This window comes from Glaciecola sp. G7-5, assembly GCF_055808975.1.
This window is the reverse complement of record NZ_CM147892.1, coordinates 3,488,232-3,514,176: the sequence shown is the minus strand read 5'-3', so window position 1 is coordinate 3,514,176 and position 25,945 is coordinate 3,488,232. Positions and strand designations below refer to the sequence as shown.

22 protein-coding genes and 3 pseudogenes are annotated in these 25,945 nt (G+C 42.9%); 12 read left to right on the top strand and 13 right to left on the bottom strand.

Going from position 1 to position 25,945, the window contains the following annotated elements; translation table 11 throughout:
- The first annotated feature begins 3 nt into the window (after positions 1-3).
- The 8 genes from AC0L6H_RS15445 to AC0L6H_RS15410 all read left to right on the top strand — a co-directional run bounded on the left by AC0L6H_RS15445 (position 4) and on the right by AC0L6H_RS15410 (position 8,334).
- Positions 4-645 carry a cation efflux transmembrane domain-containing protein gene (locus AC0L6H_RS15445; RefSeq protein WP_473390005.1) on the top strand — a complete coding sequence of 214 codons (642 nt, stop codon included), beginning with the start codon at positions 4-6 and terminating at the stop codon, positions 643-645.
- Entirely contained in the window at positions 642-1,007 is a 366-nt protein-coding gene (locus tag AC0L6H_RS15440) for a DUF3703 domain-containing protein (RefSeq protein ID WP_412971013.1), read from the top strand. The genes AC0L6H_RS15445 and AC0L6H_RS15440 overlap by 4 nt, the downstream gene beginning before the upstream one ends.
- The gene (locus AC0L6H_RS15435; RefSeq protein ID WP_473390004.1) at positions 994-1,890 is read left to right on the top strand and encodes a cation diffusion facilitator family transporter; all 897 of its coding nucleotides are present in this window, start codon (positions 994-996) and stop codon (positions 1,888-1,890) included. Before AC0L6H_RS15440 ends, AC0L6H_RS15435 begins: the two co-directional genes overlap by 14 nt.
- A 75-nt stretch (positions 1,891-1,965) precedes the next feature.
- Positions 1,966-2,340: a hypothetical protein gene (locus AC0L6H_RS15430; RefSeq protein WP_411694618.1), complete on the top strand. Its 375-nt coding sequence runs from the start codon at positions 1,966-1,968 to the stop codon at positions 2,338-2,340.
- A gap of 67 nt (positions 2,341-2,407) precedes the next feature.
- A complete protein-coding gene (locus tag AC0L6H_RS15425; protein ID WP_473390002.1) occupies positions 2,408-3,736 on the top strand; it encodes a TolC family protein in 1,329 nt (442 codons plus the stop codon).
- Complete coding sequence (locus AC0L6H_RS15420; RefSeq protein ID WP_473390001.1) at positions 3,733-4,668, top strand: efflux RND transporter periplasmic adaptor subunit; 936 nt, start codon at positions 3,733-3,735, stop codon at positions 4,666-4,668. Before AC0L6H_RS15425 ends, AC0L6H_RS15420 begins: the two co-directional genes overlap by 4 nt.
- A gap of 63 nt (positions 4,669-4,731) precedes the next feature.
- Positions 4,732-7,842, top strand: a complete 3,111-nt coding sequence (locus AC0L6H_RS15415) for an efflux RND transporter permease subunit (RefSeq protein ID WP_473389999.1) — start codon at positions 4,732-4,734, stop codon at positions 7,840-7,842.
- A gap of 75 nt (positions 7,843-7,917) precedes the next feature.
- Positions 7,918-8,334, top strand: coding sequence for a hypothetical protein (locus AC0L6H_RS15410; protein ID WP_412971010.1), 417 nt, complete (start codon positions 7,918-7,920; stop codon positions 8,332-8,334).
- Positions 8,335-8,520: 186 nt separating this feature from the next.
- Here the strand turns inward: AC0L6H_RS15410 and AC0L6H_RS15405 are convergent, their stop codons facing one another.
- From AC0L6H_RS15405 to AC0L6H_RS15365, 9 genes and pseudogenes are all read right to left on the bottom strand, one after another.
- Positions 8,521-8,847, bottom strand: coding sequence for a DUF6488 family protein (locus AC0L6H_RS15405; protein WP_473389997.1), 327 nt, complete (start codon positions 8,845-8,847; stop codon positions 8,521-8,523).
- 20 nt (positions 8,848-8,867) lie between these two features.
- Entirely contained in the window at positions 8,868-9,398 is a 531-nt protein-coding gene (locus AC0L6H_RS15400) for a hypothetical protein (protein ID WP_411694612.1), read from the bottom strand.
- An 18-nt stretch (positions 9,399-9,416) separates the two neighbouring features.
- Complete coding sequence (locus AC0L6H_RS15395; protein WP_473389996.1) at positions 9,417-10,112, bottom strand: HupE/UreJ family protein; 696 nt, start codon at positions 10,110-10,112, stop codon at positions 9,417-9,419.
- Positions 10,102-13,239: pseudogene (locus AC0L6H_RS15390) on the bottom strand (efflux RND transporter permease subunit). The gene AC0L6H_RS15395 and the pseudogene AC0L6H_RS15390 overlap by 11 nt, the downstream one beginning before the upstream one ends.
- 9 nt (positions 13,240-13,248) lie before the next feature.
- Positions 13,249-14,484: pseudogene (locus tag AC0L6H_RS15385) on the bottom strand (efflux RND transporter periplasmic adaptor subunit).
- A gap of 11 nt (positions 14,485-14,495) precedes the next feature.
- Positions 14,496-15,809, bottom strand: coding sequence for a TolC family protein (locus AC0L6H_RS15380; protein ID WP_473389994.1), 1,314 nt, complete (start codon positions 15,807-15,809; stop codon positions 14,496-14,498).
- A 9-nt stretch (positions 15,810-15,818) separates the two neighbouring features.
- The gene (locus AC0L6H_RS15375) at positions 15,819-16,607 is read right to left on the bottom strand and encodes a M56 family metallopeptidase (protein ID WP_473389993.1); all 789 of its coding nucleotides are present in this window, start codon (positions 16,605-16,607) and stop codon (positions 15,819-15,821) included.
- A gap of 12 nt (positions 16,608-16,619) precedes the next feature.
- The gene (locus AC0L6H_RS15370; protein WP_473389992.1) at positions 16,620-16,793 is read right to left on the bottom strand and encodes a hypothetical protein; all 174 of its coding nucleotides are present in this window, start codon (positions 16,791-16,793) and stop codon (positions 16,620-16,622) included.
- Positions 16,780-17,178 carry a BlaI/MecI/CopY family transcriptional regulator gene (locus AC0L6H_RS15365; RefSeq protein WP_473389990.1) on the bottom strand — a complete coding sequence of 133 codons (399 nt, stop codon included), beginning with the start codon at positions 17,176-17,178 and terminating at the stop codon, positions 16,780-16,782. The genes AC0L6H_RS15370 and AC0L6H_RS15365 overlap by 14 nt, the downstream gene beginning before the upstream one ends.
- Positions 17,179-17,265: 87 nt before the next feature.
- On the opposite strand from AC0L6H_RS15365, the gene AC0L6H_RS15360 reads away from it, so the two are divergent.
- The 4 genes and pseudogenes from AC0L6H_RS15360 to AC0L6H_RS15345 all read left to right on the top strand — a co-directional run bounded on the left by AC0L6H_RS15360 (position 17,266) and on the right by AC0L6H_RS15345 (position 22,709).
- Positions 17,266-17,625 (top strand): DUF3147 family protein, encoded by a 360-nt coding sequence (locus AC0L6H_RS15360; protein WP_473389989.1) that lies wholly within the window; start codon positions 17,266-17,268, stop codon positions 17,623-17,625.
- 40 nt (positions 17,626-17,665) lie between these two features.
- Complete coding sequence (locus AC0L6H_RS15355) at positions 17,666-18,238, top strand: manganese efflux pump MntP (protein WP_473389988.1); 573 nt, start codon at positions 17,666-17,668, stop codon at positions 18,236-18,238.
- A gap of 297 nt (positions 18,239-18,535) precedes the next feature.
- A complete protein-coding gene (locus AC0L6H_RS15350) occupies positions 18,536-19,465 on the top strand; it encodes a hypothetical protein (RefSeq protein WP_473389986.1) in 930 nt (309 codons plus the stop codon).
- Positions 19,466-19,709: 244 nt separating this feature from the next.
- Positions 19,710-22,709, top strand: a pseudogene (locus AC0L6H_RS15345) (Tn3 family transposase).
- Between the two features lie 169 nt (positions 22,710-22,878).
- Here AC0L6H_RS15345 and AC0L6H_RS15340 read toward each other — a convergent pair.
- The 4 genes from AC0L6H_RS15340 to AC0L6H_RS15325 form a co-directional block, all read right to left on the bottom strand.
- Positions 22,879-23,085, bottom strand: coding sequence for a MerR family DNA-binding protein (locus tag AC0L6H_RS15340; RefSeq protein ID WP_473389985.1), 207 nt, complete (start codon positions 23,083-23,085; stop codon positions 22,879-22,881).
- Positions 23,086-23,164: 79 nt separating this feature from the next.
- Entirely contained in the window at positions 23,165-23,950 is a 786-nt protein-coding gene (gene istB, locus AC0L6H_RS15335; RefSeq protein WP_473389983.1) for an IS21-like element helper ATPase IstB, read from the bottom strand.
- 20 nt (positions 23,951-23,970) lie between these two features.
- The gene (gene istA / locus AC0L6H_RS15330; RefSeq protein ID WP_473394556.1) at positions 23,971-25,497 is read right to left on the bottom strand and encodes an IS21 family transposase; all 1,527 of its coding nucleotides are present in this window, start codon (positions 25,495-25,497) and stop codon (positions 23,971-23,973) included.
- 156 nt (positions 25,498-25,653) lie between these two features.
- The gene (locus tag AC0L6H_RS15325; protein ID WP_473389982.1) at positions 25,654-25,938 is read right to left on the bottom strand and encodes a MerR family transcriptional regulator; all 285 of its coding nucleotides are present in this window, start codon (positions 25,936-25,938) and stop codon (positions 25,654-25,656) included.
- Positions 25,939-25,945: the final 7 nt, after the last annotated feature.

Sequence of the window (25,945 nt, the reverse complement as noted above, 5' to 3'; positions counted from 1 at the left end):
TTCATGAGCGGTTGCGGCTGCGAAGTTGAAATCCAAGATGCATCCCAAAAAAAGGTCTTGTATTGGCTATTGGGGATTAATGCGGTCATGTTTGCAATTGAGCTTGGCGTTGGCGTGCTCGCTGACTCCACTGCTTTAATTGCTGACTCGCTTGATATGCTGGCTGATGCCGTTGTATATGCGATTGGTATTTATGCAGTGGGAAAGTCTATTATTCACAAGGCCAAAGCGGCAAGAGTGAGTGGTTATTTTCAATTAATGCTAGGCGCTATTATCCTAATCGACATTATTCGTCGCTCCGTGATGGGAAGTGAGCCGGTCTCTCATCTTATGATAGGAATGGGCACGGTGGCCTTGGTCGCCAATGTAATTTGTTTGTTTATTATCCGCAGCCATAAAGATGGTGAGGTGCACATGCGAGCAAGTTGGATTTTTTCAGCGAATGATGTGATTGCGAATATGGGCGTTATTTTCGCTGGCGCATTGGTGCTATGGCTTGACAGCCGTCTACCAGACTTAATTATCGGTATGGTTGTTTCAGTCATTGTGCTGCGCGGGGCATGGATGATATTAAAAGATGCGAAAAGTGAATTAGCCGCTAATCAAACACTAACTGACAATGCAAATTCTGAGGGCGTATCATGAGCTATTATCAAGCGGCAAAGTCTTTTGTTGAAGGTAAACTTAAGGACTATTCCAAAGCACTTCACAATAAGCAGTATGATTCGGCATTTCATCACTTAGAAGATGCTCACGTCATCGGTCAACACTCGACTTACCTGCATTGTTTAGCACATTTTCACATGCTCAAACACTGCATTAAGCTACGCGATCCTAAAGAAACCATAGGACAGGTTGTTCGTTTAATCGGTGCATTAACGAAAACAGCCATTGGCTTTATTCCAACAGGCAACACTGGCGGGGCAAACGTTAGCCCGTTTAAAACGCTACCCATAAGCGATGAAAATCAAAAAATATTGGAGCAAATTGATTATGCACAGTCATAACCATGCAAATGACAGTGACGGCGCTTCCAATCGAATAGGCTGGGCATTTTTCCTGAATGTGGTGTTTACGATTATCGAGTTTATTGGCGGCTGGCTAACAAACAGCACCGCTATCATGGCAGATGCCGTGCACGATTTAGGTGATAGTCTATCGATAGGTACGGCTTGGGGCTTAAACAAACTCGGTGATAAAGAGGCCAATAATACCTTTTCCTATGGCTATAAGCGCTTTTCGCTGCTGGGTGCATTGATAAACGGGCTGGTCTTAATTACCGGCTCGGTGTGGATATTGTTTGAAGCTATTCCTCGTTTATCAAATCCCGAGATGCCACAAGTAGAAGGCATGTTGCTGCTTTCAATTTTCGGCATCACCGTCAACGGTTTTGCGGCCTATAAACTAAGCGGCGGCAGCACCCTAAATGAGAAGATCCTTAACTGGCATTTATTGGAAGACGTGCTTGGTTGGGTGGCTGTATTAATCGTCTCGATTGTATTGATGTTCAAACCGTGGGCAATACTCGACCCAATACTATCAATCGGTTTCACCCTCTTCATTTTATTTAATGTAATACGTAATTTAAAAGAAACATTACTATTGTTTTTGCAAGCAACGCCCGATAAGAAACAAATGGATGAGGTGCGTAATACTCTGTCAGACAGTGATGAAGTGAAAGACATCCATCATTTTCATATCTGGTCGTTAGACGGTGAGCACAATGTGATGACTGCGCATGTTGAATTAAAGCAGGATATCTCTATTCAAAACATTACTGCTTTAAAAGAGCGGCTGCGCAAAGAGTTGGCAAAATTTGATTTTGTACACACCACGATTGAATTTGAATTTGCAGATGAAGCTTGCCGCGATGAACAGGATGAGCATTAATAATGTGCATATGTTTGTGCAAATGGTTTAGCGTGCTATTATTCATGCGTTTAGTAACGGGAGTGCTTTAGCTAAATGGCTAAACATAAGATGACAAGTTACATCGTGATCATGCTGATTTTATTTCAGTCGCTCACTGCTGTCGCCAGTTCATTGGATTTTCATACCGTTGATGTCACGCATTTATCCGAAATTCACGAGCATGAAAAGGACGATGTCTCATTGTCAGATGAAAAGGCATCAAGCGTACAATCCACTTCTGATAATGCCCACAACCCGTCAGATTGTCATCACTGTGGGCATTGCCACGGCTCACACACTCAATGGGTGACTGACTCAACTGGTATGCGATATAATCCGTTGAACCAAGGTCATGCCTTTTTCTATCTGTCTAAAATAATAGACGCGCCCGTCACCCGCTTATTGCGCCCCCCGAAATTTACATCCTAACTTTATAACACATTGGTTCGCTATTCATATGGCGAGTAATACTTATTGAAAAATTAGGATGTAAACAATGATATTTTCCTCATTGAAATGCTCAATGCGCATTAGCGCTTGGGCAATATTCACTGTTGCCGCTGTTGGCGGGTCGCTTGCGCGAGCGCAAGTAGACAACAGTGACGTTAAACAAATAAATTTAGAAAGTGCCATAAAACGCACCTTAGCAAATGCACCTTTCTTACATGAATTCACTTTTAAACAAAAAGCAGTAGAGGGTGAGCTAAAAACAGCTGCGCTTAAACCAGAATTACTGGCTGGTATTGAGCTCGAAAACTTTTTGGGAACAGGGGAAGTGTCAGGGATAAAAGACACTGAAATCACCCTCACGCTGTCATCCGTCATCGAGTTTGGCGACAAGTTAAGTGCACGCTCCTCATTTACGAGTGCCAAATCACAGGTGATTGAGGCACAAAAGCAAATTCGCACCTTGGATATTCTGGCTGAGGTTACGCGACGTTACATTGATGTATTAGCACAACAAGCCATGATTGATGCGTATAAAGATGCCCAATCCTTAGCAATGTACACCTATCAGTCGGTCACGAAACGCGTCGAAGCCGGAGCCTCCCCAGCTTTTGAGCAGCAGCGTGCAAGTGCATCACTGGCTCGTGCCAGACTCGATGTACTAACCGCTGAGCAAACATTGAAAGGCCTAATTAAAAGCTTAGCCATAATGTGGGGGGAGCAATTCCCACGTTTTAATCAAGTAGAAGGTGACTTGTTTGCCTTATCACCGTCGCCTTCATTGTCAGTCTTATTTGAGCAAGTGGTTAACAGTCCCAATATCGATATTTATACACAAGAAACGAGACTGCAAGAAGCGCAAGTGCGACTAAGCCAAGCCGCTAATCAAGCTGATTTAAGTTGGACAGCGGGTATTCGTCGCATGAACGGTATTGATGAAACGGCCTTTGTGGCAGGTGTGAGTATGCCATTATTTGCAGGCGACCGAAATTTAGGCGAGTTCGAAAAGCAACAAGCAATGTTGGGGCTGTTGGAGCAACAACAGCAAGGTGCAAGGTTAACGCTCTATCACCAACTTAATACCGCATTGATGGCACGGGACAATGCTTTACTCAATGTACAAACCTTACAAAGTGCAATAATACCGCCGCTTGAAGAGGCATCGTCGCTAGTAGAACAGGCTTATCTTGATGGACGTTATAGCTTCCTTGAATGGGTAAGTACGAGCCAAGAGCTACTCAGTGCTAAACAAGCCCTCATTCAATCAGCTCGGCTAGCTCATCAGCGAGCAGCTGACATCGAGTCGCTAACATCCACGCCAATGTCCTTATCGACATCATCTTCTTTATTACATTCTTCACCGAGTAAAACGCAATGAATAGACAATTAATGATTAACTTTATCTTTTCCCCAATGAAACAAGCCATGATAATAGTGGCGTTATTCCTACCATTTGTAGCCTTTAGTGGTGAAGATGACCACGGAGATGAAAAAACACATAACGATGAATTTGTCGTCATGACACAAGCTATTGCAAATGAAGTCGGTGTTACTACCGAAGTGGTGTCAGGTGGAACTTTAAACATTACGAAAACCGTTTATGGAAATGTGATCACCGACCCCGCTTCACTTAGTCATATTCGCGCTAGATTCGATGGCATCATTACACAGGTTAATGCCAATTTGGGCAGCAAAGTAAAAAAAGGCGCGACAGTTGCCATCATTGAATCTAATGAGAGCTTAAAGAGCTACTCTGTTACCACGCCGTTTTCTGGTACGGTGATTGCCAGACACGCGAATGAAGGTGAGCTATCCAACGGGCAGGTGTTATTCTCTATTGCCAATTACGATGGTGTATGGGCACAGCTAAAGATTTTTCCCAATCAATTACGTGTAATCGCAGAGCAGCAAGCGGTCACGCTTAGCTTGTCAGGTGCCAAGGTAGAAAGTGTCATTAGCCACATCCTACCGTCTCCTGAAGAGCAACCCTATGTGCTTGCCTATGCAAAAGTGAATAACATTTCTGGACATTGGCCGGTTGGTGCTGCTTTGACAGGTGATATCGCAATCAATACGATTGATGTCGATATGCTTGTGCCTAAAGCTGCGCTACAAGAATACGAAGGTAAAACTGTCGTTTTTGTGAAAGAAGGCGATGAATATCACCCAGCCCCCGTCACATTGGGTAAGCAAGATAGCAATAACGTCGAAGTCCTAAGCGGTCTGTCATTGTCGGATACAGTAGTCGTCAGCAATAGCTTTTTGTTCAAAGCTGATTTGGAAAAATCGGAGGCTGGACATGATCATTAATCTATCTATACACCATTGCCTAACAGCACTTTCTACTCACGCTTTTATATGTGAGGTAACTAGATGATTGAATCAATACTAAAACTGTCCATACAACGACGTGGACTCGTGCTAATGATGACCTTCCTCGTTATGGCGGCAGGTTTTTATAGCTACAACAAATTGCCGATTGATGCCGTTCCTGATATTACCAACGTACAGGTGCAAATTAACACCCAAGCAAAAGGTTATTCACCCCTTGAAACTGAGCAGCGCATTACGTTTGTGGTTGAGACTGCGCTTGCAGGCTTACCTAACCTTTCCTATACACGCTCATTGTCACGCTATGGCCTGTCACAAGTCACGGTGGTATTTGATGAAGGGACGGACTTGTATTTTGCGCGTAATCTTATCAACACCAAACTGGGGGCGATTAAGAGTCAGTTACCGCAAGGCTTAGAGCCTGAAATGGGACCTATCGCCACAGGCCTAGGTGAGATATTCATGTATACCATCCGCGCACAAGTTGATGCGCTCCAAGCAAACGGTGAACCCTACAACTCCATGGCACTGCGAGAAGTACATGACTGGATTGTCAAACCACAACTTGCGCTCGTAAAAGGAGTGACAGAGGTTAATGCCATTGGCGGGTATGTAAAGCAATATCACGTTAATCCAGAGCCGCTTAAGATGCTTAACTTTGGTGTAAGTTTGCCAGATATCCACCAAGCTTTAGAGCGCAACAATGCCAATCAAGGAGCAGGATTTGTCGAGCGTAATGGGCAACAAATACTGATACGCTCACAGGGGCAACTGCAAACTATTTACGATATCGAAAACGTGGTGGTTAAACGGGTGAATACTATACCTGTCATGGTTAAAGATATTGGTAGTGTGGCGATTGGAAAAGAGCTAAGAACAGGGGCAGCAACGCAAGAGGGACGAGAGACTGTTCTGGGTACTGCCATGATGATTGTTGGTGGTAATTCTCGCGCAGTCGCACAAGCGGTATCGCAAAAAGTCGCTGAAATACAATCTAGCCTACCTGATGGTATTATCATTGACCCGGTATACGACCGAACCCAACTTGTCGACAAAGCAATCAGTACCGTACAAAAAAACCTCGTAGAGGGTGCACTATTAGTCATTGTGGTGCTATTTGTGCTGCTGGGTAATATAAGAGCAGCCTTAATAACCGCTGCCGTCATTCCACTTGCCATGCTTGCCACCATCACAGGTATGGTCAATTATGGTGTGTCTGCCAATTTGATGAGTTTGGGAGCACTGGATTTCGGCCTGATAGTGGATGGTGCCGTCATTATTGTTGAAAACTGTATACGACGCTTATCTGAGTCGCAAAAACGCACTGGCACGGTGCTGCCATTGAAAGACCGTCTTGAACTCGTCTTCCAAGCCACTAATGAGGTAATACGCCCCAGCTTGTTTGGTGTGCTCATTATCACCGTGGTGTATATCCCCTTATTCTCCCTGACGGGGGTTGAAGGTAAAATGTTCCACCCGATGGCGGCCACAGTCATCATGGCGCTATTAGCGGCGATGCTCTTCTCAATCACGATTGTGCCAGCAGCGGTTGCCATGTTCATGAATGGAAAAGTGAGTGAGAAAGAAAGTCCTATTATCGTGGCGGGTAAGTCTCTTTATCGACCCGTTTTACACGTCGCCCTAAAACTGAGGTGGTTTGTGGTAGTAGGTGCCGCGTCTTTAGTGGTGGTCAGTGTTTTACTGGCGACCAGATTAGGCACGGAGTTTATTCCTCAGCTTGATGAGGGCGATATTGCACTGCATGCCATGCGTATCCCTGGCACAGGTATTGAGCAAGCGGTAGCGATGCAAAAAACGCTTGAAGCAAAGCTAATGACGTATCCTCAAGTGAAAACCGTGTTCGCGAAAACGGGCACCGCAGAGGTCGCTACAGACGCGATGCCACCAAATGTGACTGATACTTTTGTGATGTTACACCCGCGAGATGAATGGCCCGATCCAACTCAATCGAAGTCTGACTTTGTTGAAACACTTGAGCAGGAATTACAAGGTGTTGCAGGCAATAACTACGAATTCACGCAACCAATCCAAATGCGCTTCAATGAGCTGATCAGTGGCGTGCGCTCTGATTTAGGGATAAAGATATTTGGCGATGACTTAAATACACTCGTCAGTTCTGCAAACGATATTCTCAAGGTGCTGCAATCCATAGAAGGAGTGGCTGACGCGCGAATTGAACAAGTAGACGATATTCCGCTTTTCACTATCAATCCCAAACCTATAGCATTGGCACGCTATGGATTGGATATAAGAGATTTACAAGAGTGGCTATCGTCAGCGATTGGCGGTAATACAGCGGGACTAATCTTTGAGGGTGACCGACGATTTGAGCTTCTGGTGCGCTTTGATGAAGCCACGCGGAGTAACTTAGATGCAATTGGTAATATCCCAATTGCAACACCGGATGGGGACTTTGTGCCTTTGTCTGAAGTCGCTGACTTAGGCTTTTCTTCTGTTCCCAATCAAATTAGTCGTGAGAATGGAAAACGCAGAGTGGTGGTGACAGCGAACGTGCGAGAGCGTGACCTCGGTAGTTTCGTGAATGACGCCAAGCTGCAAATAGCGCAGCAAGTAGATTTACCGGCAGGTTATTGGTTGGACTACGGCGGCACTTTTGAGCAATTAGAAAGTGCCAGTCAACGCTTATCATTGGTGGTGCCCGCCACCTTGTTTGTAATCTTGGTATTGTTGGTCGTGGTATTTGGCTCGTTTCGCGATGCATTAATTATATTCACAGGTGTGCCATTGGCGCTGACAGGCGGGGTGTTTGCGCTGTGGTTTCGGGATATGCCGCTTTCCATATCCGCTGGCGTGGGCTTTATCGCGTTGTCTGGCATTGCGGTACTCAATGGATTGGTAATGTTATCGTTCATCAAGCAACAATTAGAGGAGAACGGTGATTTAATTGTATCGATTGTAGAAGGAGCAATTACTAGGCTTCGCCCTGTGTTGATGACGGCGCTTGTCGCTAGCTTAGGCTTTATTCCTATGGCGCTGAATGTCGGAACGGGTGCTGAAGTGCAAAGACCGCTCGCTACTGTCGTTATTGGCGGGATTGTCTCATCGACTTTACTCACCCTTATCGTGCTACCGGTGCTGTACCGAATGGCGCATGCTAAAAAAATGAAGTAGTCAGGAAGCCTCGGGTCGACAAGGCGCGAGGCTTTTTAATAATAATTACTTTATCTTTTGAAAGGAAAGTAAATTATGAAAAAATCATATACATTGACAAGATGGGCACTCTTAATAGTCCTAACGATGCCTGTTTTGGCGTGCAGCACCTCCCCTTCCCCCAGACAAACTGAAATAGTAAACTTACCAAATGAAACAATAACAATTCGCTATGTGAATGTTTATCAACGTGCAGAAATCTGGCACGTATGGGGTGAAATACAATCACTCACCCACACAAAAAAGCTGAATGGGAATGTCAGGATTTCTGTCATAGCGAATAATGGGGAGGTGCTATATCAAAAGGATACGGCATATAAAAGAAGAGTTGAGAACGGTAGACATCATAAAACTAGACATTCGAACAAAGCTATTTTCAGCGTTACATTTGAATCAATACCTGAAAATTCGAGAGTGGTTGCACAACTTATCATCGTTGAAAAAAGAAAGTAGTTGAAAAATAAAAGGGCATCGCTTTATAACGTCGATGCCCACTCTTGTTACTTAATAATCCTAGATTGCTAAAGACAAGACTTAAGCACTTGCGCCAATCATAAGTAGATTCGGTACTAGCCAGATCATGTCTGAACTAGGTTTAAACGACTGCTTTATCGTTAGTTACTCAATTGCGCTTATGCATTAATTGCCATCGTTGACTCCTAGAACTTTGCCGTTCTTCGCAATTTCAAAATAAATGACTTTTTGTGTGGTTGAATTAGTAGCGCTGATAATAAAACCTGTGTCCAACACGTCGCTGATTTTAACATCGTCTTTTGATAAGGATTTCCAACTTTTGTCGAGCTTTCCTACCTCATATCCAAAATCCTTAAAGGTGAGTTGTTGCACGGACTTCATGGCAATATTTATCGCAGTTTCCTGTGTAATGTCATTGTGCCCTTCGTGAGCGAATGCTGCGCTTTGTCCAAAAAATATAATAAGCGCTAATGTACGAAGAATAATTTTCATGTTGCGGTCCTATATATTATCTACTGTTTTAATCCAATAACGGTGTATTGCCCTTCAGCAATTAATTGGATAGCAACGGGCTGGTCGCTCGTATTCTTCCAATACCAACCATGTGAGCCATCAAAAGGAGCCGTAAAACTGCCTTTCATTTCAGCTAACGTGGCTATTGCATAGCTTTCAAAATAACCTGTGGTATCTCCTTCTGGCTCTCCGTGCAAATCAAAATAGAGTGGCTCGCCATCCGTTAGCCATTCATAGGTCATTTTATCGTACCGGCTCATCTGGAATTTGTATTCAATGCCTTTCCCAGCAGGGACGATTACTTCAATCACCTCCTGCCCCTGTTCAGTAGCGACAGAGCTTGATCCTGTGTCTGTTAATTCATCGTCATGATGCGCTAGAGCGGTTAAACCTAGTCTATGACCGATATGTGTCGGATCGATGTTGTATTCTGCTGGCAGAATAAAACACACAAACACCACAGCTGCGATGATGGTGGCGAAAATAGTCGACTTTACTAATGTTTTTGTACTTACTACATGTTGTGTCATTTCAATCTCTCGTTCAAATTAGTATAAATAACAACCGGTTAATTGAAGCCCCATCAGCATCAATCCAGCGCTCATTAACATCGTGTTTGTAAGCGTTGAAAAACGCTCGAATGAAGGGAGCTTTCGCCAGAAGTTAATTGCGATAACAATGAAGGCCAATGCCATGAATTGTCCTAATTCGACACCAATATTAAAGGCAATCATATTGGCAACTAGGCCCTCAGAAGGCAGTTCAAATTCTTGCAATTTGCTTGCTAAACCAAAGCCATGGAACAAGCCAAATATAAGCACCGCCAATTTAGTGCTCGGCTGCTTGCCAAATAAACGTTTAAACCCACCCAAATTATCGAAGCCTTTGTACACCACCGAGAATCCAATAATGGCATCGATTAAATAGGGATTAACTTGTATATCACCCAGCACTCCCCAAAGTAAGGTAATGCTGTGGCCTATCGTAAACATACTGACATACAGCAATACATCGCGGCTTCGGTATAGGAAAAATATGACGCCGACCAAAAATAGAATGTGATCATAGCCTGTGAACATGTGTTTGGCACCGATATAAATAAACGGGAAAAATTGCGTCCCGGTATTTTGTTCCAAGAACAAACGGGTATCGTCATCAACGCCATGCGCTAAAGCGCCTAGTGATATACTCAACAACAGCAGCCCTAAAAACAGCGCGAAGATATGTCTGATACTAGTTCGCATGAGCTGGCGCCTTTTCCTCGGTTGGTATGTTGTCTTTATGTAATATTCGATAAAGGGCGGGTATGACAAATAGTGTCAATAGCGTTGAGGATATGATGCCTCCGATAACGACCGAGGCTAATGGACGCTGAACTTCTGAGCCCATTCCGGTGTTTAGCGCCATGGGCACAAATCCTAATGAAGCAACGAGCGCAGTCGTAATAACTGGTCGTAAACGCGTGATTGCGCCGTCAAATATCGCCTGCTCTAGGGACATATTTTGTTTTCTCAGATCGCGAATAAACGAAACCATGACCAAGCCATTCAGGATCGCTATGCCTGACAGTGCAATAAAACCGACCGCGGCTGATATTGAGAATGGAATATCTCTAAGCATTAACGCCGCTATACCGCCGGTCAGTGCAAGAGGTACGCCCGTGAATATGATCATGGCATCTTTAAATGAGCCCAGCGCTAATATTAGCAAGCCAAGGATCAATACTAGTGTAACCGGAACCACTATAGATAGACGCTGTGAGGCCGATTGTAATTTTTGATACGTGCCACCATACTCAAGCCAATAGCCTGCTGGAATGTCTACATTACTCTGAATTTGCGTTTTTATATCCGCAACAAAACTGCCTAGGTCTCTACCGCGAACGTTTGCTGTTACTACAACACGGCGTTTACCATTCTCCCTGTTAACCTGATTTGCACCTAACACCATCTCAATATTTGCTAATTCTTGCAAAGGTACATAGTGCCCATCGGGTAAGTGAATAGGTAAGCGATCCAGGGCATCAACGTCGTTGCGCATAGTCTCTTGCAAACGGACCACAATATCTGCTCTAGCATCGCCTTCGTAAAATTTACCCGCTACTCGTCCGCCCAATGACGTTGCTAACTGTTCTTGAATCAACGCTTTTGAAATACCGTATTGTGCCAATTTTTCCAGCTTTGGAACAATAGTAAGCATAGGCAATCCTGTAGTTTGCTCCATCTGAATATCGGCAATACCTTCTACGCTGCCGATAGCACTTTGGATATCATTGCCTACCGAATCCAATATCTCAAAATCATCACCGAACACTTTGATTGCTAATTCTGCTCTCACCACCGACAACAACTCATTAAAGCGCATTTGTATGGGTTGTAAGAATTCATAGCGATTACCTGGAATGGGTTCCACCAATGCTGCCAGATCTTCAACAATTTGCGCTTTTGTTTTCTTTGGATTTGGCCACTGCTCGCGTGGTTTCATAATAATGAAATTATCGGCAACACTGGGCGGAACGGCGTCTGTAGCAACATCGGCGGTACCTATTTTTGCGAACACTCTTTCAACTTCAGGCATTTCCATAATGCGCGCTTCTAAACTTTCTTGCAGGGCAACTGCTTAGCTTAAAGATGTACCGGGAATGCGAAGTGCGTGCATTGCAATATCCCCTTCATCCAAATTGGGCACAAATTCACTGCCTAGTTTGGTGGCTTGGTAACTCATTATGCTCACTAGCGCGACAGCAAAAAGCACAACAAACCATCTCGCCTTCATAACCCACTGAAGAGAAGGCCGGTAAAGAAATGTAGCTCCCATCATGATGAAATTACGTCTTTCTTTGACCGGTTTTTTAAACAACAAAGCAGTTGCAGCAGGCACAAATGTAATGGATAACACCATGGCACATAACAACGCGATAACGACAGTCAGTGCCATTGGGTGAAACATCTTCCCTTCCACACCTTCAAGCGCGAAAATAGGTAGATATACGGCGGTGATAATAAAAACGCCAAATAATGCAGGGCGTATTACTTCTTTCGTTGCAGTAAAGACAATTTCCAATCGGTGCTTTAAAGCTAATTGTTGACCACTTGGACTGGCTTGGCTTAACCTACGCAAGCAGTTCTCAACAATAATGATGGCGCCATCCACAAGCAGACCAAAATCGAGTGCGCCTAAACTCATTAAATTTGCACTAACCTTAGTTTGTACCATGCCGGTGATGGTCAGTAGCATAGCAAAGGGGATCACCAAGGCAGTTAAAAGCGCAGCTCTAAAGTTTCCTAGCAATAAAAACAAAATGACGATGACAAGCAAAGCACCTTCGACTAAGTTGGTCTTAACGGTGTTAAGCGTTTGGTCAACAAGCTTTGTCCGATCGTAAACAGCCGTGGCTACGATACCTTCTGGGAGTGACATATTGATTTCTTTGAGCTTCTCACCAACCGCAAATGCGACTGTTCGGCTGTTCTCGCCAATCAACATAAACACCGTGCTCATCACTACTTCGCGGCCATCTTGCGTTGCCGCACCTGTGCGAAGTCCATGACCTTCAACCACGCTTGCAACATCACTGATGCGCACACTCGCACCGTCTGTAGTTTTCACTACGGTATTAGCAAGCGCTTCAAGGTTTTCAATTTGTCCTGGGATCCGAATCAACCATTGTGCACCGCTCTTTTCGATAAAGCCGGCGCCTTGGTTTATATTATTGTTTTCAATAGCGTTAACTAAATCAGCTTGCGTAACGCCGTATGTCAGCAATTTTTCAGGCTCGAAGGCGACAACCAACTCTCGCTCAAAACCACCAATCGGGTTGACCTCAACCACCCCCGGCACACGCATTAACTGAGGGCGAATAACCCAATCGTGTACTGAGCGCAGCTCCATGGGCGTTTTCAAGTTTCCATCTTTATCTGTCGCACCAGGCTTAGCATCAACAGTAAACATAAATATTTCGCCAAGTCCGGTGGCAATAGGACCCAATTGTGGCTCAAGGCCAACGGGTAGCTCTGATTTGGCACCAGAGAGTCTTTCATTTACCAGTTGACGCGCAAAGTACACATCGGTGTTGTCACTGAATACGGCAACGACTTGTGATAATCCGTATAGAGAAACTGACCGAGTGCCTTCTAAATTTGGCAAGCCTGCTAGTGCGGTTTCCAGCGGATATGAAATACGCTGCTCAACTTCCAGCGGCGTATAACCTGGCGCATCAGTATTGATCATTACCTGCACGTTGGTAATGTCTGGAACAGCATCAATCGGTAACTTGGTGAAATTCCATAAGCCAAGCGCTGACACTGCCACAACCAGCGCCATAACAAGCATGCTGCGCTTAATGGAAAAGCGAAGTATAAAATCTAACATATGGCGCTCCTAGTGGTCGTGTGATGCGCCGGATTTTTCAATATCGGCTTTGATGATGTAACTATTGTTGGTGACGTATTCAGTGCCGGCATCAATGCCGCTAAGTACCTCAACCCATTCACCAGCCTCACGACCTAGCTCCAACATTCTGACTTCGTATTGCTCCCCTACTTTGGCGTAAACTACCGTAAAGTCTCTGAAAGCCTGAAGGCCAACTCGCTTAACGGCTAAGGGAACCTCAAAAGTTTCGATTTCTATTAGCGCGGAAACGAACATACCTTCTGTTAATTGCCCGCTAGAGTTGTCTACGTCTGCAAGAAATAGGCGAGCTTGATCATCTCTCATTCCTAGACGATTACCACTGATAGCAGTGTCAATTGTCGCATTGTGACCATTAACCATAACTGTAACGGGCGGTGATTGTCTTATGGAAGCCACATCCATTGGGAATACAGCAAGCTCTGCAAGCAATTTATTAGACTGAGTGATTTCAAGCAGCACTCGCTGACCCGACTGTTCGCCGGTATTCGCTTTTTGCTCGGTTATTACCCCTGCGATTGGCGCTTTAATTTGATTAGATTGTAAGCTCTCGTTACTTTCGATAGTAATTAACAATTGTCCCTTTTTGACAACATCTCCAAGAGCAACATGCACTTGTTTGATTTCCCCTTCAAAACGCGCTTTGATTTGACGCTTAGCATTAGCTGGTAATACAAGCTTGCCATACACTTTGATGGTTTTATGTAATGTTGCTGCACCGACAAATTCCGTATCAATCTCCATCGCTTCTGCTACTTTTTATTCAATCAACGTGCGGCCTTCAAAATTGTCATATTCCCACGTATAGGTTTTTCCTTGATAACGAGCGGCCACAGAAACCACAAAAGAATGAGGTTCATAAATAACGGTATCTCCACGCAAATAATCGCCTTCCGCTTTGAAGTTAATGTCATCTATTTGCTCTCCTAAGCGAATTAATTTGATGTTTAATTCCACTTGCTCAGGAGGAACGGGGTTTTCTTCATTAGTCACCCAAACCCTAAACTCTGGTGGAACGCCTGTTTCAAAGATGGAAAGTTCAATGGCAAAGTCGCCATCTCGCAGCATTCTTCCGCGATGTGGGCCTTTCTCAGGCTCGACCTCTACAGCTGTTTCAGTAGACTCAGCTAGAGCGCTGCTAGGCACTACTGCACTTGCTGCTCCAAGCTGACATAAAAATAAAAAAATAAAGAGTCGGTTATTCATTCGTTTCTCACTTAATTAGAAAGGCTTGTGCCGGTAAGGCGCTGAATTTCGATATGTTGAAGATGTATCGCCTGATAGGCATCCAGTAACTGTGCTTTCGTACTGAGTAACTCTTGTCGAATTGACGTCCACTCTAAATAACCGAGGCGACCAATATCGTATGCTTTACTGGCCTCCTCGGTTGCTTTTTCGAGCAAGGGGATCACTTGCTCGGTGAGCGTATCAATAACATGCTTGCTGTGTTTCATGTTTTGCAGCAACACAAACAGCTGCGTGTTGAGCTTTCTGGCCAAAACATCAGCTTGGCTTTGATATTCGGCTTGCTGAGCTTGAATAACTTGTACTTCGCCTAAGCTTCGTGAGTCATTGCCAAACGGAATAGAGATACCTGCGACTAATCCGAAATCATCGGTAGCTTCGTAGCGTCTTATGCCTGCTGATACTTGCCACTTGGGGCTCGCTTCAATGCGTGCTAGCTCAATCTGTGACTGGGCAACACGTTGTTTGTTAGCAAACGCTAAAATTGCAGGATGAGCTTGTAGTTTTGCTAATTGCGAGGGTAAATCTTTGACGACAGGGATATTAAGCAATTCACCTTGAGGCACATAATCATTAACCTCACCGCCCCACTGTGCCACCAACTGATAACGACTCGCCTCAAGCTCATGCTCCAAGTCTTCTACCTCCAGACTTCGACGCACTAACTCTGCTTTTGATTGCAATTGTTCAATCGACAAGCTTTTTCCTGCTTCAACCCTACGTCTTATCGCAGATAGCGCACTATCAGCCTGTTGTTCTGCCAGTTCCGCAAGTTGTAAGCGCTGCTCTAATATCAAGGATTCAATAAACAGCTTTGCCGTATATGCAGAGATATCAAGTGCCTTTATCTCAATGTCAAAATCGATTTGCGTAACGGCATTCGCTGCCGCATCTACACGTTTCTCAATTGCACGTTGTTCAAGCACCCATGCAATACTCAAAGTACTTTGTGCTGCGCCAAAATTACTGTGAGTACCTGTACCCATTGCATCCTCAATGGTAAAGTCGATTGTAGGCCTTGGTAGCACAGCTGCCTGTTTTACTTTTGCATCAAGCGCCTTGCGCTGATGTCCAAACACACTCATTTCAGGGTGCTCTGCTAAAGCAAAGCTGATCGCTTGAGACAAATTCAACGCTTCTTTTGCTTCTACCTCTTGTGCATTAACGAAAAGTGGGAACATGGTTAGTACAGCAACAATATACAGTCCAAACTGCCTAACATCTTGGCTTAAAAACCGACCTGCAATCGGTTTTAATGTCGTGAAAAAAGTGAGCGAGCGTTGCATGGGGAGTCCTTATGAATGAGTAAAGATAGATTCGACTAAATGGTGAGTTGCATCCACAGCGAAGATGGTTAAACATAGCATTACCGACATAAATGCGATGGGTACCATGACGGGTATCGATTTTTTTGTGGGTGTTAATAGTTGCTGTACTCGGTGAGTTATATCATGTGATCCGAAATAACTAAGAGTAGTGTTTGATTGACGTTGTGGAAAAGCTTTCTGTAACCTAGCAACCTTTACCAATGTTGCTGCTACATCCTCGGCTTCGTGCACCGTTGCAGTTGATTGGTCTGCAATAAATTCAGTTATCAGCGCATACTTTGCATTAAAACGTTGTGCCAATTTCTTTGGGTAATAGGCTGAAAGAAAAGCAATCAAGATTTTTGACAAGGGATCTTTATTGCGGGCGTGGGCAAGTTCGTGCTTAACAACAATATTAAATTCGTTATCGGTAAGATTGTCTATCAACCCTTTTGATACATAACAAAGGGGGCGGAAGAAGCCTGATGTAAACGCAGTAGGGATATCGCTATCAATGATTTGGACGCCTGGATAGCTCTTTGAGCCATGCACATTGTTTGAAAAATGGTTCAACGTTAACAGCGCATTACCTTGTCTATATAGCCCTGCTCCTCTAATCACTATTAGTGCCAGGCTGAACAACGAAAACAGAATAATGGTGATTCCATGCCAACTGTCTAACTGAAAAACGTACAAGTGATGCCAATGAGCTACGCTATCAACCCACCTATAAATAGCTGTGTTCTCGAAAAGTGGACTAAAAAAAAGCATCGTCATTAAACCCAAAATCTATGGGCCTGACACCCATATCAAAATTAACATTTTTTGTGATTGAACGGAGTAAGCATCAACAGATTTGCCTACTATTTGCCAGGCTACAGACAACAAAAGTGCACTCACTAAAAATCCAAGCAATGCAATCGTAATAAGGTTCATGATGACAGCAGCATCACTTATCAGCACTGTTAGTTCCTTTTTTTAATTGCTTTCGTTGAAGTTCGATTAATTTCTCTAATTGATCCAATTGTGCTTCGTCCATTTCACTGGATACGGATGAAAAAGCTGCGACCATGCTGCTTTCACCTTTACAGACGAAATCACTGGCGACACTATCAATCAACTTAGCAATTAAATCTCCTCTTTCAATCTGTGCAAAATACAAGTAGGCGTGCCCTTGCTTTTCGCGCCTCAATAGACCTTTTTTAAAAAGGCGCTCAAGGGCACTCTGCACTGTATTAAGAGAACTATCACGTTGTTTAGATAGTTCAGCATGCACGCGTTTAACGTCAACACCAGGCGATGTCCACAAATATTGCAACACCTGTTTTTCCAATTCACCGAGGAACATAAAGTGCCTTTCCTATTTTTCATGAAGCGTATATACTGCCAGAACAAAAACCGATAGGTAATCGGTTTTAATTTAAAAGGTCAACATATGGGTTGGTTGATTACAAAGTATCTTGTTACAGCGGGAATAATTGTAGCGGTGTCTGAAGTCGCTAAGCGCAATGATAAGTTCGGCGCATTGCTTGTCGCATTACCAACTGTCACGATCTTGGCAATAATTTGGCTCTATTTAGAAAATCAACCCAATGCAAAGATTGCTAGTCACATGCGATACACATTTTGGTATGTGCTACCTTCGCTTCCTTTGTTTTTGATTTTTCCTCTCTTGATAGACCGAGTAGGTTTTTGGATGGCGCTTTTTGCTGGCTCAATAGTGTCAATTTTTTGTCTTTACGTGCTGGCGTTAATATTAAAACGGTTTGATATTCACTTGTTGTCTTTTTCTTAAGTATAACGAATTTAATACTCTGTTTTAGGAAACATTATTTATGAGTATTTTTGCATTAATTTTGATCGCGTTTGCTATGTCTAGTGATGCGTTCGCCGTTTCAATTAGCAAAGGAGCACAACTTAAAAACCCACGTATTCTAAATGCACTAAAAATGGGGCTAATATTTGGTGTCATTGAAGGTATAACTCCTATCATCGGTTGGGCAATTGGTTCGGCAGGCTCTTCTTACGTTCAGGAAGTAGACCATTGGATAGCTTTTATCCTGTTGTTTTCACTGGGCCTGCATATGTTATATGTCAGTTTCCAAGCTGAAGAAACAGAGATTTCTTCTCGCTCTTTAGGTAAAAATCGCGCACTAGCTGCCACAATGTTAACTGCGTTGGGTACCAGTATTGACGCAATGACAGTGGGCGTCACGTTTGCATTTTTGGATGTAAATATTGTTGTAGCCTCCGTATTGATAGGTCTTGCAACCTCTCTAATGGTGACTATTGGGGCCTTATTAGGAAGAGGCTTGGGCGCCTTAGTTGGGAAAAGAGCTGAAGCGTTTGGAGGTATTATCCTAATAGTTATCGGTTCATGGACTTTGTATTCGCATCTGAGCGTTTAGTTGAACTATTGAGACATTGGTTGAATTCGCAACTTGCATCGCAAATGTTGTTAATGTGGTGGTCAATAAAAATCATGGTTGAGGCACTTATTGCAACTGCGACAAACATTGTAATAAAAAAGGCTCACTCATAACGCACATTCTGTGTCCCAAATGTCACTGATACTAATATCGTTTACGGATGATTTGTTAAAAATCATCATTAAACAGTTCAGTCGATCTTATAGCTTTCTTCAGTTTCTCTTAAGTTCACTTTTGTATTATCAGTAACCATTTTACTGAACATATAGAACATGCATGCCAAAAGCCACCACCCTATATAAAGTACTTAGACCATTTTTACTTTTATTTATTTTTATACTCACAATGCTCTCATTGTTCCGTGCTGGTATTCTAGTTTGGCAATATGAAAGAGTCGAGAATTTATCAACGTCTGTATTAGTGTTGCTCAACGGTTTGCGCATCGATATCAGTACGCTGTCATATTTGCTGTTCATACCCGCTTTATTGCATTCTCTAATGCTCTACTCCAAGTTCGCCAAAATTTGGCTGTCAGTCTTACGGCTTTGGTTTTTCGTTTGTGCTGTTTCAGTATTGTTTTTTGAACTAGCAACGCCCAAATTCATCAACGAATACGACCTTCGCCCTAATCGCCTATTCATTGAATATTTAGTTTATCCAAAAGAAGTATTTGGCATGTTAATGGAAGGTCATTTATTGCCGGTGTTAATTACCACAGTTTTGCTTGTCATTAGTTCATTGTTTATATGGAAGCTAATAACGCGCATTGTCAATAACGAACAGTGTTTACTTGTCGTATCACAACAACAAAAAAGAAATGAGAAGCCTCGACTGACTTTGCTTGCCTCTTTTGTATTAATCGTCCTAGTCTTGTTTGTTGGCGCTCGCGGCACACTCGGTCACCGCCCTATTAACCCCTCGGTCGTTTACTTCACAACCGATCCACTAATCAATTCACTGACACTAAATTCAATCTACAGTGTTGCTTTTGCTTGGAAGCAATTAGGTGGTGAAATTCATGCTTCTAAAGTATATGGGAAACTAAGTGATGAGAGAGTAATACAATTAGTGCGTGAATCGACCGGAGCAACTGCAGATAGCTTCATTTCAGACCAAATTCCGACCCTAAGAAAGCAATCACCTACCTTTAAGGGGTTTTGCGCCCATCCCCTCGAAATTAACCTTAGCTTGAATTTTCACGCTTAGAGTAACTTTTCGTACCATTGGACTTCACCCCTTGAATAACACAGTTTGTATTATTTAGCCCATCCCCTCGAAATCGGCATTAGTATTCTTAAGTAATAATACACAGTGGTAAACTATCTTATGAAAAGTTTACCACTTTAGTCGCTTAAATCGGCTTTATGGTAATGTTAAGCAGTTGACTGGTAAACATTAACCTCATTGATTAAGGTATGCTGATTAAAAATAACAAGAAAGGCTTACCACTATTTCTTCATCAAACACCAAGCGTATACAAATTCTCAGCGAATCAGAAATCAACGAACTCTATGCCTTACCCAATTTTAACCGTAAAGATCGTGATGATTATTTTTCGTTAGATAGTGAAACTCAAAGGCTCGTCAACGAATTAAGACGTATTGAAACCAGAGTGTATTTTATCTTACTGCTTGGTTACTTTAGGTCACGGCCAATAGTATTTAATTTCTCATTTACTCAAGTCAGTAATGATTTAGATTATGTAAGATCCAAGTATTTCAGCGATAAAGATATGTCTCTTGAGGATTTATCACCAACAACAAAAACTAAGCTGATTAATAAGTTATTAAAATATACAGGGTTTACAGCATACCAAAGCAAGTTAGATAAAGAGCCGCTATTAAAAAGGCTTAACGATGTTGTAAAAATCAACCTTGAACCAAGGTATGTTTTTGATGAATGTATTGCTTATTTTGGTCAAAACAGAATAGCGCTAGCTGGTTATACAACGCTGCAAGACACTATTTCTACGGTATTATCAAATGAGCGTAACCGAATTGAAATGGTGCTGCTTGATAGTTTGTCTTCAGGTACCAGAAAAACATTACTTAAATTACTTGAGTCAAATAATACCTTTACTGACTTAGCCAAGTTAAAGAAAATGGCTAAGGACTTTTCAACGAGCCAAATCACCCAAGAGCTGAAGACGCATAAAATTATACGCTCGCTTTATCCAGAAATTAAGTCACTGATTGCTGAACTGGAGCTATCACCTAAAAATCTTGAATACTATGCTTCACTGGTAAAGCACAAGTCCGTTTATAAGCTTAGAAGACACGCAGATAGCCAAACTATTTTATATCTCGTTTGTTACTTGTTCTTCAGGTACCGAGAGACTAACGACAATCTTGTTGCTGCATTTATTTACTTGGTAAGGAAGTTAACCGAATCAGCTAAAGGCTATGCAAAGCAGCGTATTGTTGAAGATGTAACCATTGTAAGAACCAAATTAAAATCCGCTGGTAGTTTATTAAAGTACTTCATCGATACCGATATGGACGATGATTTAAGCTTTGGTGATGTACGTAAAAAAGCCTTTGAATTGATCCCTGCTGACAGTATTAAACTGTTAAGTGATCACTTAGATAATAACGACTTTGATGGCCGTCAGTACGAATGGCAATTTATTGATAAACAATCCAGTAAAATTAAAAAACTTATCCGCTCATTATTTATGTCTATCGATATTGAGTTCATTCATTTAAAGGATGAACTCCATGAGCAGTATGTTATGGCACATTCTGAACTTAGTGAATTAAAGGCTATCCAAACCATTAACATCGATGTGGTACCTAAACATGACCGAGAGTATTTAGAGGGAGAAAATACCAAATTAATTGCTAATCGATTTGAGTATTTCCTTTATCGTAAAGCCGAACAATTATTTCACAGTAATAGCTTAACGGTGAAAGAAAGCGTTAATAACCGTAGTTTAACGTCAGATCTTATACAACCTAAAGAATGGCAGCAAAAAGAGACAATCATTGAAAACACTGGCCTTGATAAGCTGGCAACACCGATTAACCAAACACTCGCAGATAAGAGCCAACAATTAGAAGTTAAGCTGAAGGAAGCAAGCGAGCATATCTTTAGTGGTGATAATAAGTATGTTGAGTTTATTCCTGGCAAAGCCGAACTCAAGTGGTCAATTCCTAACAGCCGTTGGCAACAAACAATTGAAAACCCGCTCTACAATCAAATTCAACACATGGGTATCGTTGAACTCATGTTGTTTGTTGATCAAAAGACAGGTTACTTAAATTCATTTACACACATATCAGCAACTAAAGAAAAATCACCAGTAAATAAAGAAGATCTGATCGCCTGTATATTGGCAAACGGCACCAATTACGGCCTATATAAAATGGCGAATATCTCTGACCGTTCAATGGGTAAATTACGCAGTGTAGATGATAGTTATGTCAGATATGAAACACTCAAAACGTCTAATGATCAGGTTTCTAATGCTATAGCCACGTTGCCAATATTTGCCTATTACCATGTGGACGATAATCAGTTGTTTTCAAGCATTGATGGTCAAAAATTTGAGTGTCGCATAAATACGTTTTAGGCTCGGTATTCGTCTAAGTACTTCTCCAAAGGTAAAGGTGTTTCAGCATTAACATTGGTTTCTAATCATGTTCCGGTGAGTACGCAAGTCATTGGCGCTAACGAATATGAAGGTCACTTTGCTTTTGACTTACTCTATAACAACTCTTCAGATATACAGCCTAATACCTTATCGACCGATACGCATGGTACCAATAATGTTAACTTCGCTATATTAGATTTCTTTGGTTACACATTCGCCCCTCGATACGCGAAAATGAAAAAGGTGTTTTTTGAGCTATTTGAAGTGACTGAAGAGAACGGAGGCCGTATTCAATTAAAGAAAGATATTAATCATAAGCTAATTGCTGAAGAATGGGACAATATTCAGCATATTGTTTGTTCATTGAGTCGTAAAACCACCACTCAAAGCACAATCATTAGAAAGTTGAGTAACGGCAAGAGCCGAAGATTGTCAGCATTGCATGAGTACGACCGTTTAATTAAATCTATTTATGTTTTGGAGTATGTTGATAATTCAACGTTGCGTCATTACGTCCAGCAAGCCTTGAACAGAGGTGAAGCATACCATCAGTTAAAACGTGCTATTACTTCAGTTAATGGCAATAAATTTCGTGGGGGGAATGATTACCAAGTATCACAATGGAACGATTGTGCTCGACTCATTTCAAATTGCATTATTTATTATAATTCCGCGTTACTATCGGCATTTTTACAAATCCAAGAGAGGAACGGTAGGCAAGATGTGGTTGATGTTATTTCTCGGCTTTCACCTGTTGCTTGGCAACACATTAATCTAAATGGGGAATATGCCTTTAATAAAGACCGCAAAGAAATCGACTTAGCTGGTTTACTTAGTGATGTAGAATCAATAAGTTAAAGAATGCCATCTGTTTGTATTTCTAATTCAAAAGGTACTGCGCATCAAAGTGCCATTAAAAATTGGAGGTGTTGATATTCTATATGCTTGATATATACAAGCTAACATTGATAGAAAACAGATAAGCTAACAAGTTTTTAGTCGAGCCATGAACTGTTCTATAATTGTTCTAATTGCAAAACTCTTCAATTTGGTTTGTTACTAGATTTAAAAATACTTTTCTATGCTCGATTTTAGTAAGTAGCAGCTTTTGGATGTCTTCAGGAACTTTTCTTTCTCCTGCATCTATTGCCATTAGTAATGGCTTGATATCAACTACAAGAAGACCTGCCGCCCTTGCTGCTCGAATGAACTTTAATCTCTTTAATGCTGTCAATTTGCACCCTAATGGCGCCACCCATTTGCGGCCTAATGGAGCCACCTAGAAGTGCTCTTTTTGCCCTCAAACAAGTTGATTATTGACCGCTTTTTGAAGCGAGTCCAGTTTGTTTGTTTTTAGTGGTGCTTTCTTCTCTTAATCTTCTATAACTTTCTCCTTCTAATATTAATCGATATGCGTTGTGGCGAAGCCGGTCGAGAGTAGCTGAGCCAAGGAGTTTATTTGGGAAGGCATCACCCCATTCAGTAAAGTCTAAGTTGCTGGTAATGATGGTGGCACTTTGTTCGTACCGCTCATCAATCAAGTCATGTAAGTCCTCGTCTTGTGGCGATTTCAGTGGCTTTAAGCCGAAGTCATCAATAATAAGTAGCGGTACTTTAGCTAAGGTTTGGAAGCGCTTTTCATAGCTGTTGGTAGCTCGTGCTGCATACAGATTCGCTAGGAGTTTCGCTTGCGTAAAGAATAATACGTCAACGCCTTTTTGCACTGCGCAATGCCCAATCGCTTGGGCTAAATGACTTTTACCAGTGCCGCATGGCCCTGCTATCAGTACAGGGACTTTTTCATCAATGAAGCCGCATGTTGCTAACTCTTGCACATAGGCACGGTTAAGATTGGGGTTGGTGGTTAAGTCGAAGCTCTCTAGGGTTTTATTGCATTTAAAGCCTGCACGGCGCAGCCGTGTGGCATATTTCTTTTGGTCTCGTCTGGCGACTTCATCTTGCACGAGTAAGGCTAAAAACTCAGGGTATGTCATCTGATGCTCAATGGCTTCGCGATTACGCTGAGCCAATGAATCAGTCATACCTGATAGGCGCAGTTGCTTAAGTAAGGGTGATAATTCTGGAATAGGGTTAATCATGGTCATTGTTCCTTGTGTTTTTAATGGGGGATAAGTTTGTTGGGGTCACGATGGAAGCGGCCTTTGCCGGTGTAGCTGTCGCTTAAACTATCGAAGGCATTGGTTTCATGGGGGAGTTCATCTAAGCCTTTTTCCAGTATTTGCTTAATGGCGCTGTAGCGCACATTGTCGAACGTTAAAGCGCGGCAGCAGGCTCTTTCTAAGCGCACAGGCCCATAACGTTTAGCGAAGCCAACTACGCCTTGCGCCGCACGCAGGTTATCCAGTACGCGACTGGCAAACAGTCTTTCGATAAATAGATGGCAGTATTCCCCAACCTTTCTGGCTTGGGTTAAACAGTATTGCGGATCTTGCATGTTGTAGGCTTGGGCCGCAGGTGGTTGGTGCTCAGGCACGGTTGATCGCCCGCCTTGGTGGCGTAATCGTCCATGAGTGGCTTTGAGTTCGTGCTGTTGGTAAATACGCACCGTGGCATCCCCAGCGCGTATCCACACGGTTTGGCGAATAAGTAAATATGGCACTGAGTAGCGGCAATGCTCGAATTGCACATGACCATCGCCATGGACTTTTGCTTGTGCCCATACCGCTTCTTCAGGCGGCACGTCAGGCAAGGGTTTTAGTAACTCTTGCTCCACTTCCTTGAACTGCGTTAAAGGATGTTTGCGCGTTGTGCCGTGCTTACGGTTGCCCGCCACACTGACTAACCACTCTTTTAACTGTGCATTAGCATCGCTTAGGCTACGAAACTCCCGAAGCGGCACAAACGCATTTTTAATGTACTTAACGTTGGATTCAACTCGTCCTTTCTTTTGCGGATCGCGCACTGGACAAGGGGCAATTAAGAAACCATAGCCTTTTGCACACTCCGCATAAGCCCGTTGCACGTCAGGGTCGTGATAACATGCTTTGGTGATAGCGCATTTGGGGTTGTCTATTATCACGCGTTTTGGCACACCGTTGAACCATTCAAAGGCACGGCGGTGGCACGATAACCATGTGGCGGTACTTTGGTCCCAGATGAATTCGCCATACATATGGCGACTCCACGCCAGCGTCATCACAAACACCCATGTTTTACGCAGCTCACCGGTGCGCGTATCCACCATCAGCGGACCTGCGCCGAAGTCAACTTGTACGGCATCTGCTGGGTCGAACTCCATGACAGTTGAGACACTACCTGGTTCTTTCTCTTTAACACTATTAATGTAACGAATGACAGACCAGTAGCTACCGGTAAACCCATAGTTTTGGGCAAGTTGTTGGTGAATAGTCGTGGCTTGTACACCACTTTTCATCCATGTTTTTACCTTGTCTGCATGCGGTAACACACTGGACATACTCGACGATGGCGTGTGCACCGTCACATTAAGCACCGTTGCTAATTCAGCATTATCGGGTAGTGGCTTCAGCTTATCTAGCCAGCCTTGTGCCTGTGCTGTTTCTCTTAACTTCTGCGCTTTTTTTCTGCCCATTAGGCCACTTTGGGCAATAGCACGATTAGATTCACCCATTCGCATCCGAACAAGTATTTGTCGATATTGATACATTTCAAACCTCTTGTTTGCCATGCGCATCTCCTTGTCTAAAAAGTAGACACAAAGATACGCTATTTACAATGAAGTTTGAGGGGAAAAAGGGTGACTAAAGTGGCGCCATTAACCGCAAATCGGGTGGCGCCATTAACCGCAAATTAGGTGGCGCCATTACGCCGCAAGTGGAATGGCTCCATAGCGGTGCAAATTAACAAATGCACATAAGCCGTAAAGTGAATGGCCTGACTTAGTTTTTTCTTCGCAGTGTACTAAGTTCTCAAGAACATAATTTCTTACCGTATGGACAGATGTTTGTGCAGCTAGTGCCAGTTGAGAAATACTCAAAGGAAAATCCAACGCATCATCATCACTACTAATGAACTTATTGATGTCAGGTATCTCTGTCAAAAAACTGACTTCACCAACAGGAATGTTTTCAACCTTAGATTTAATCATGATTTAG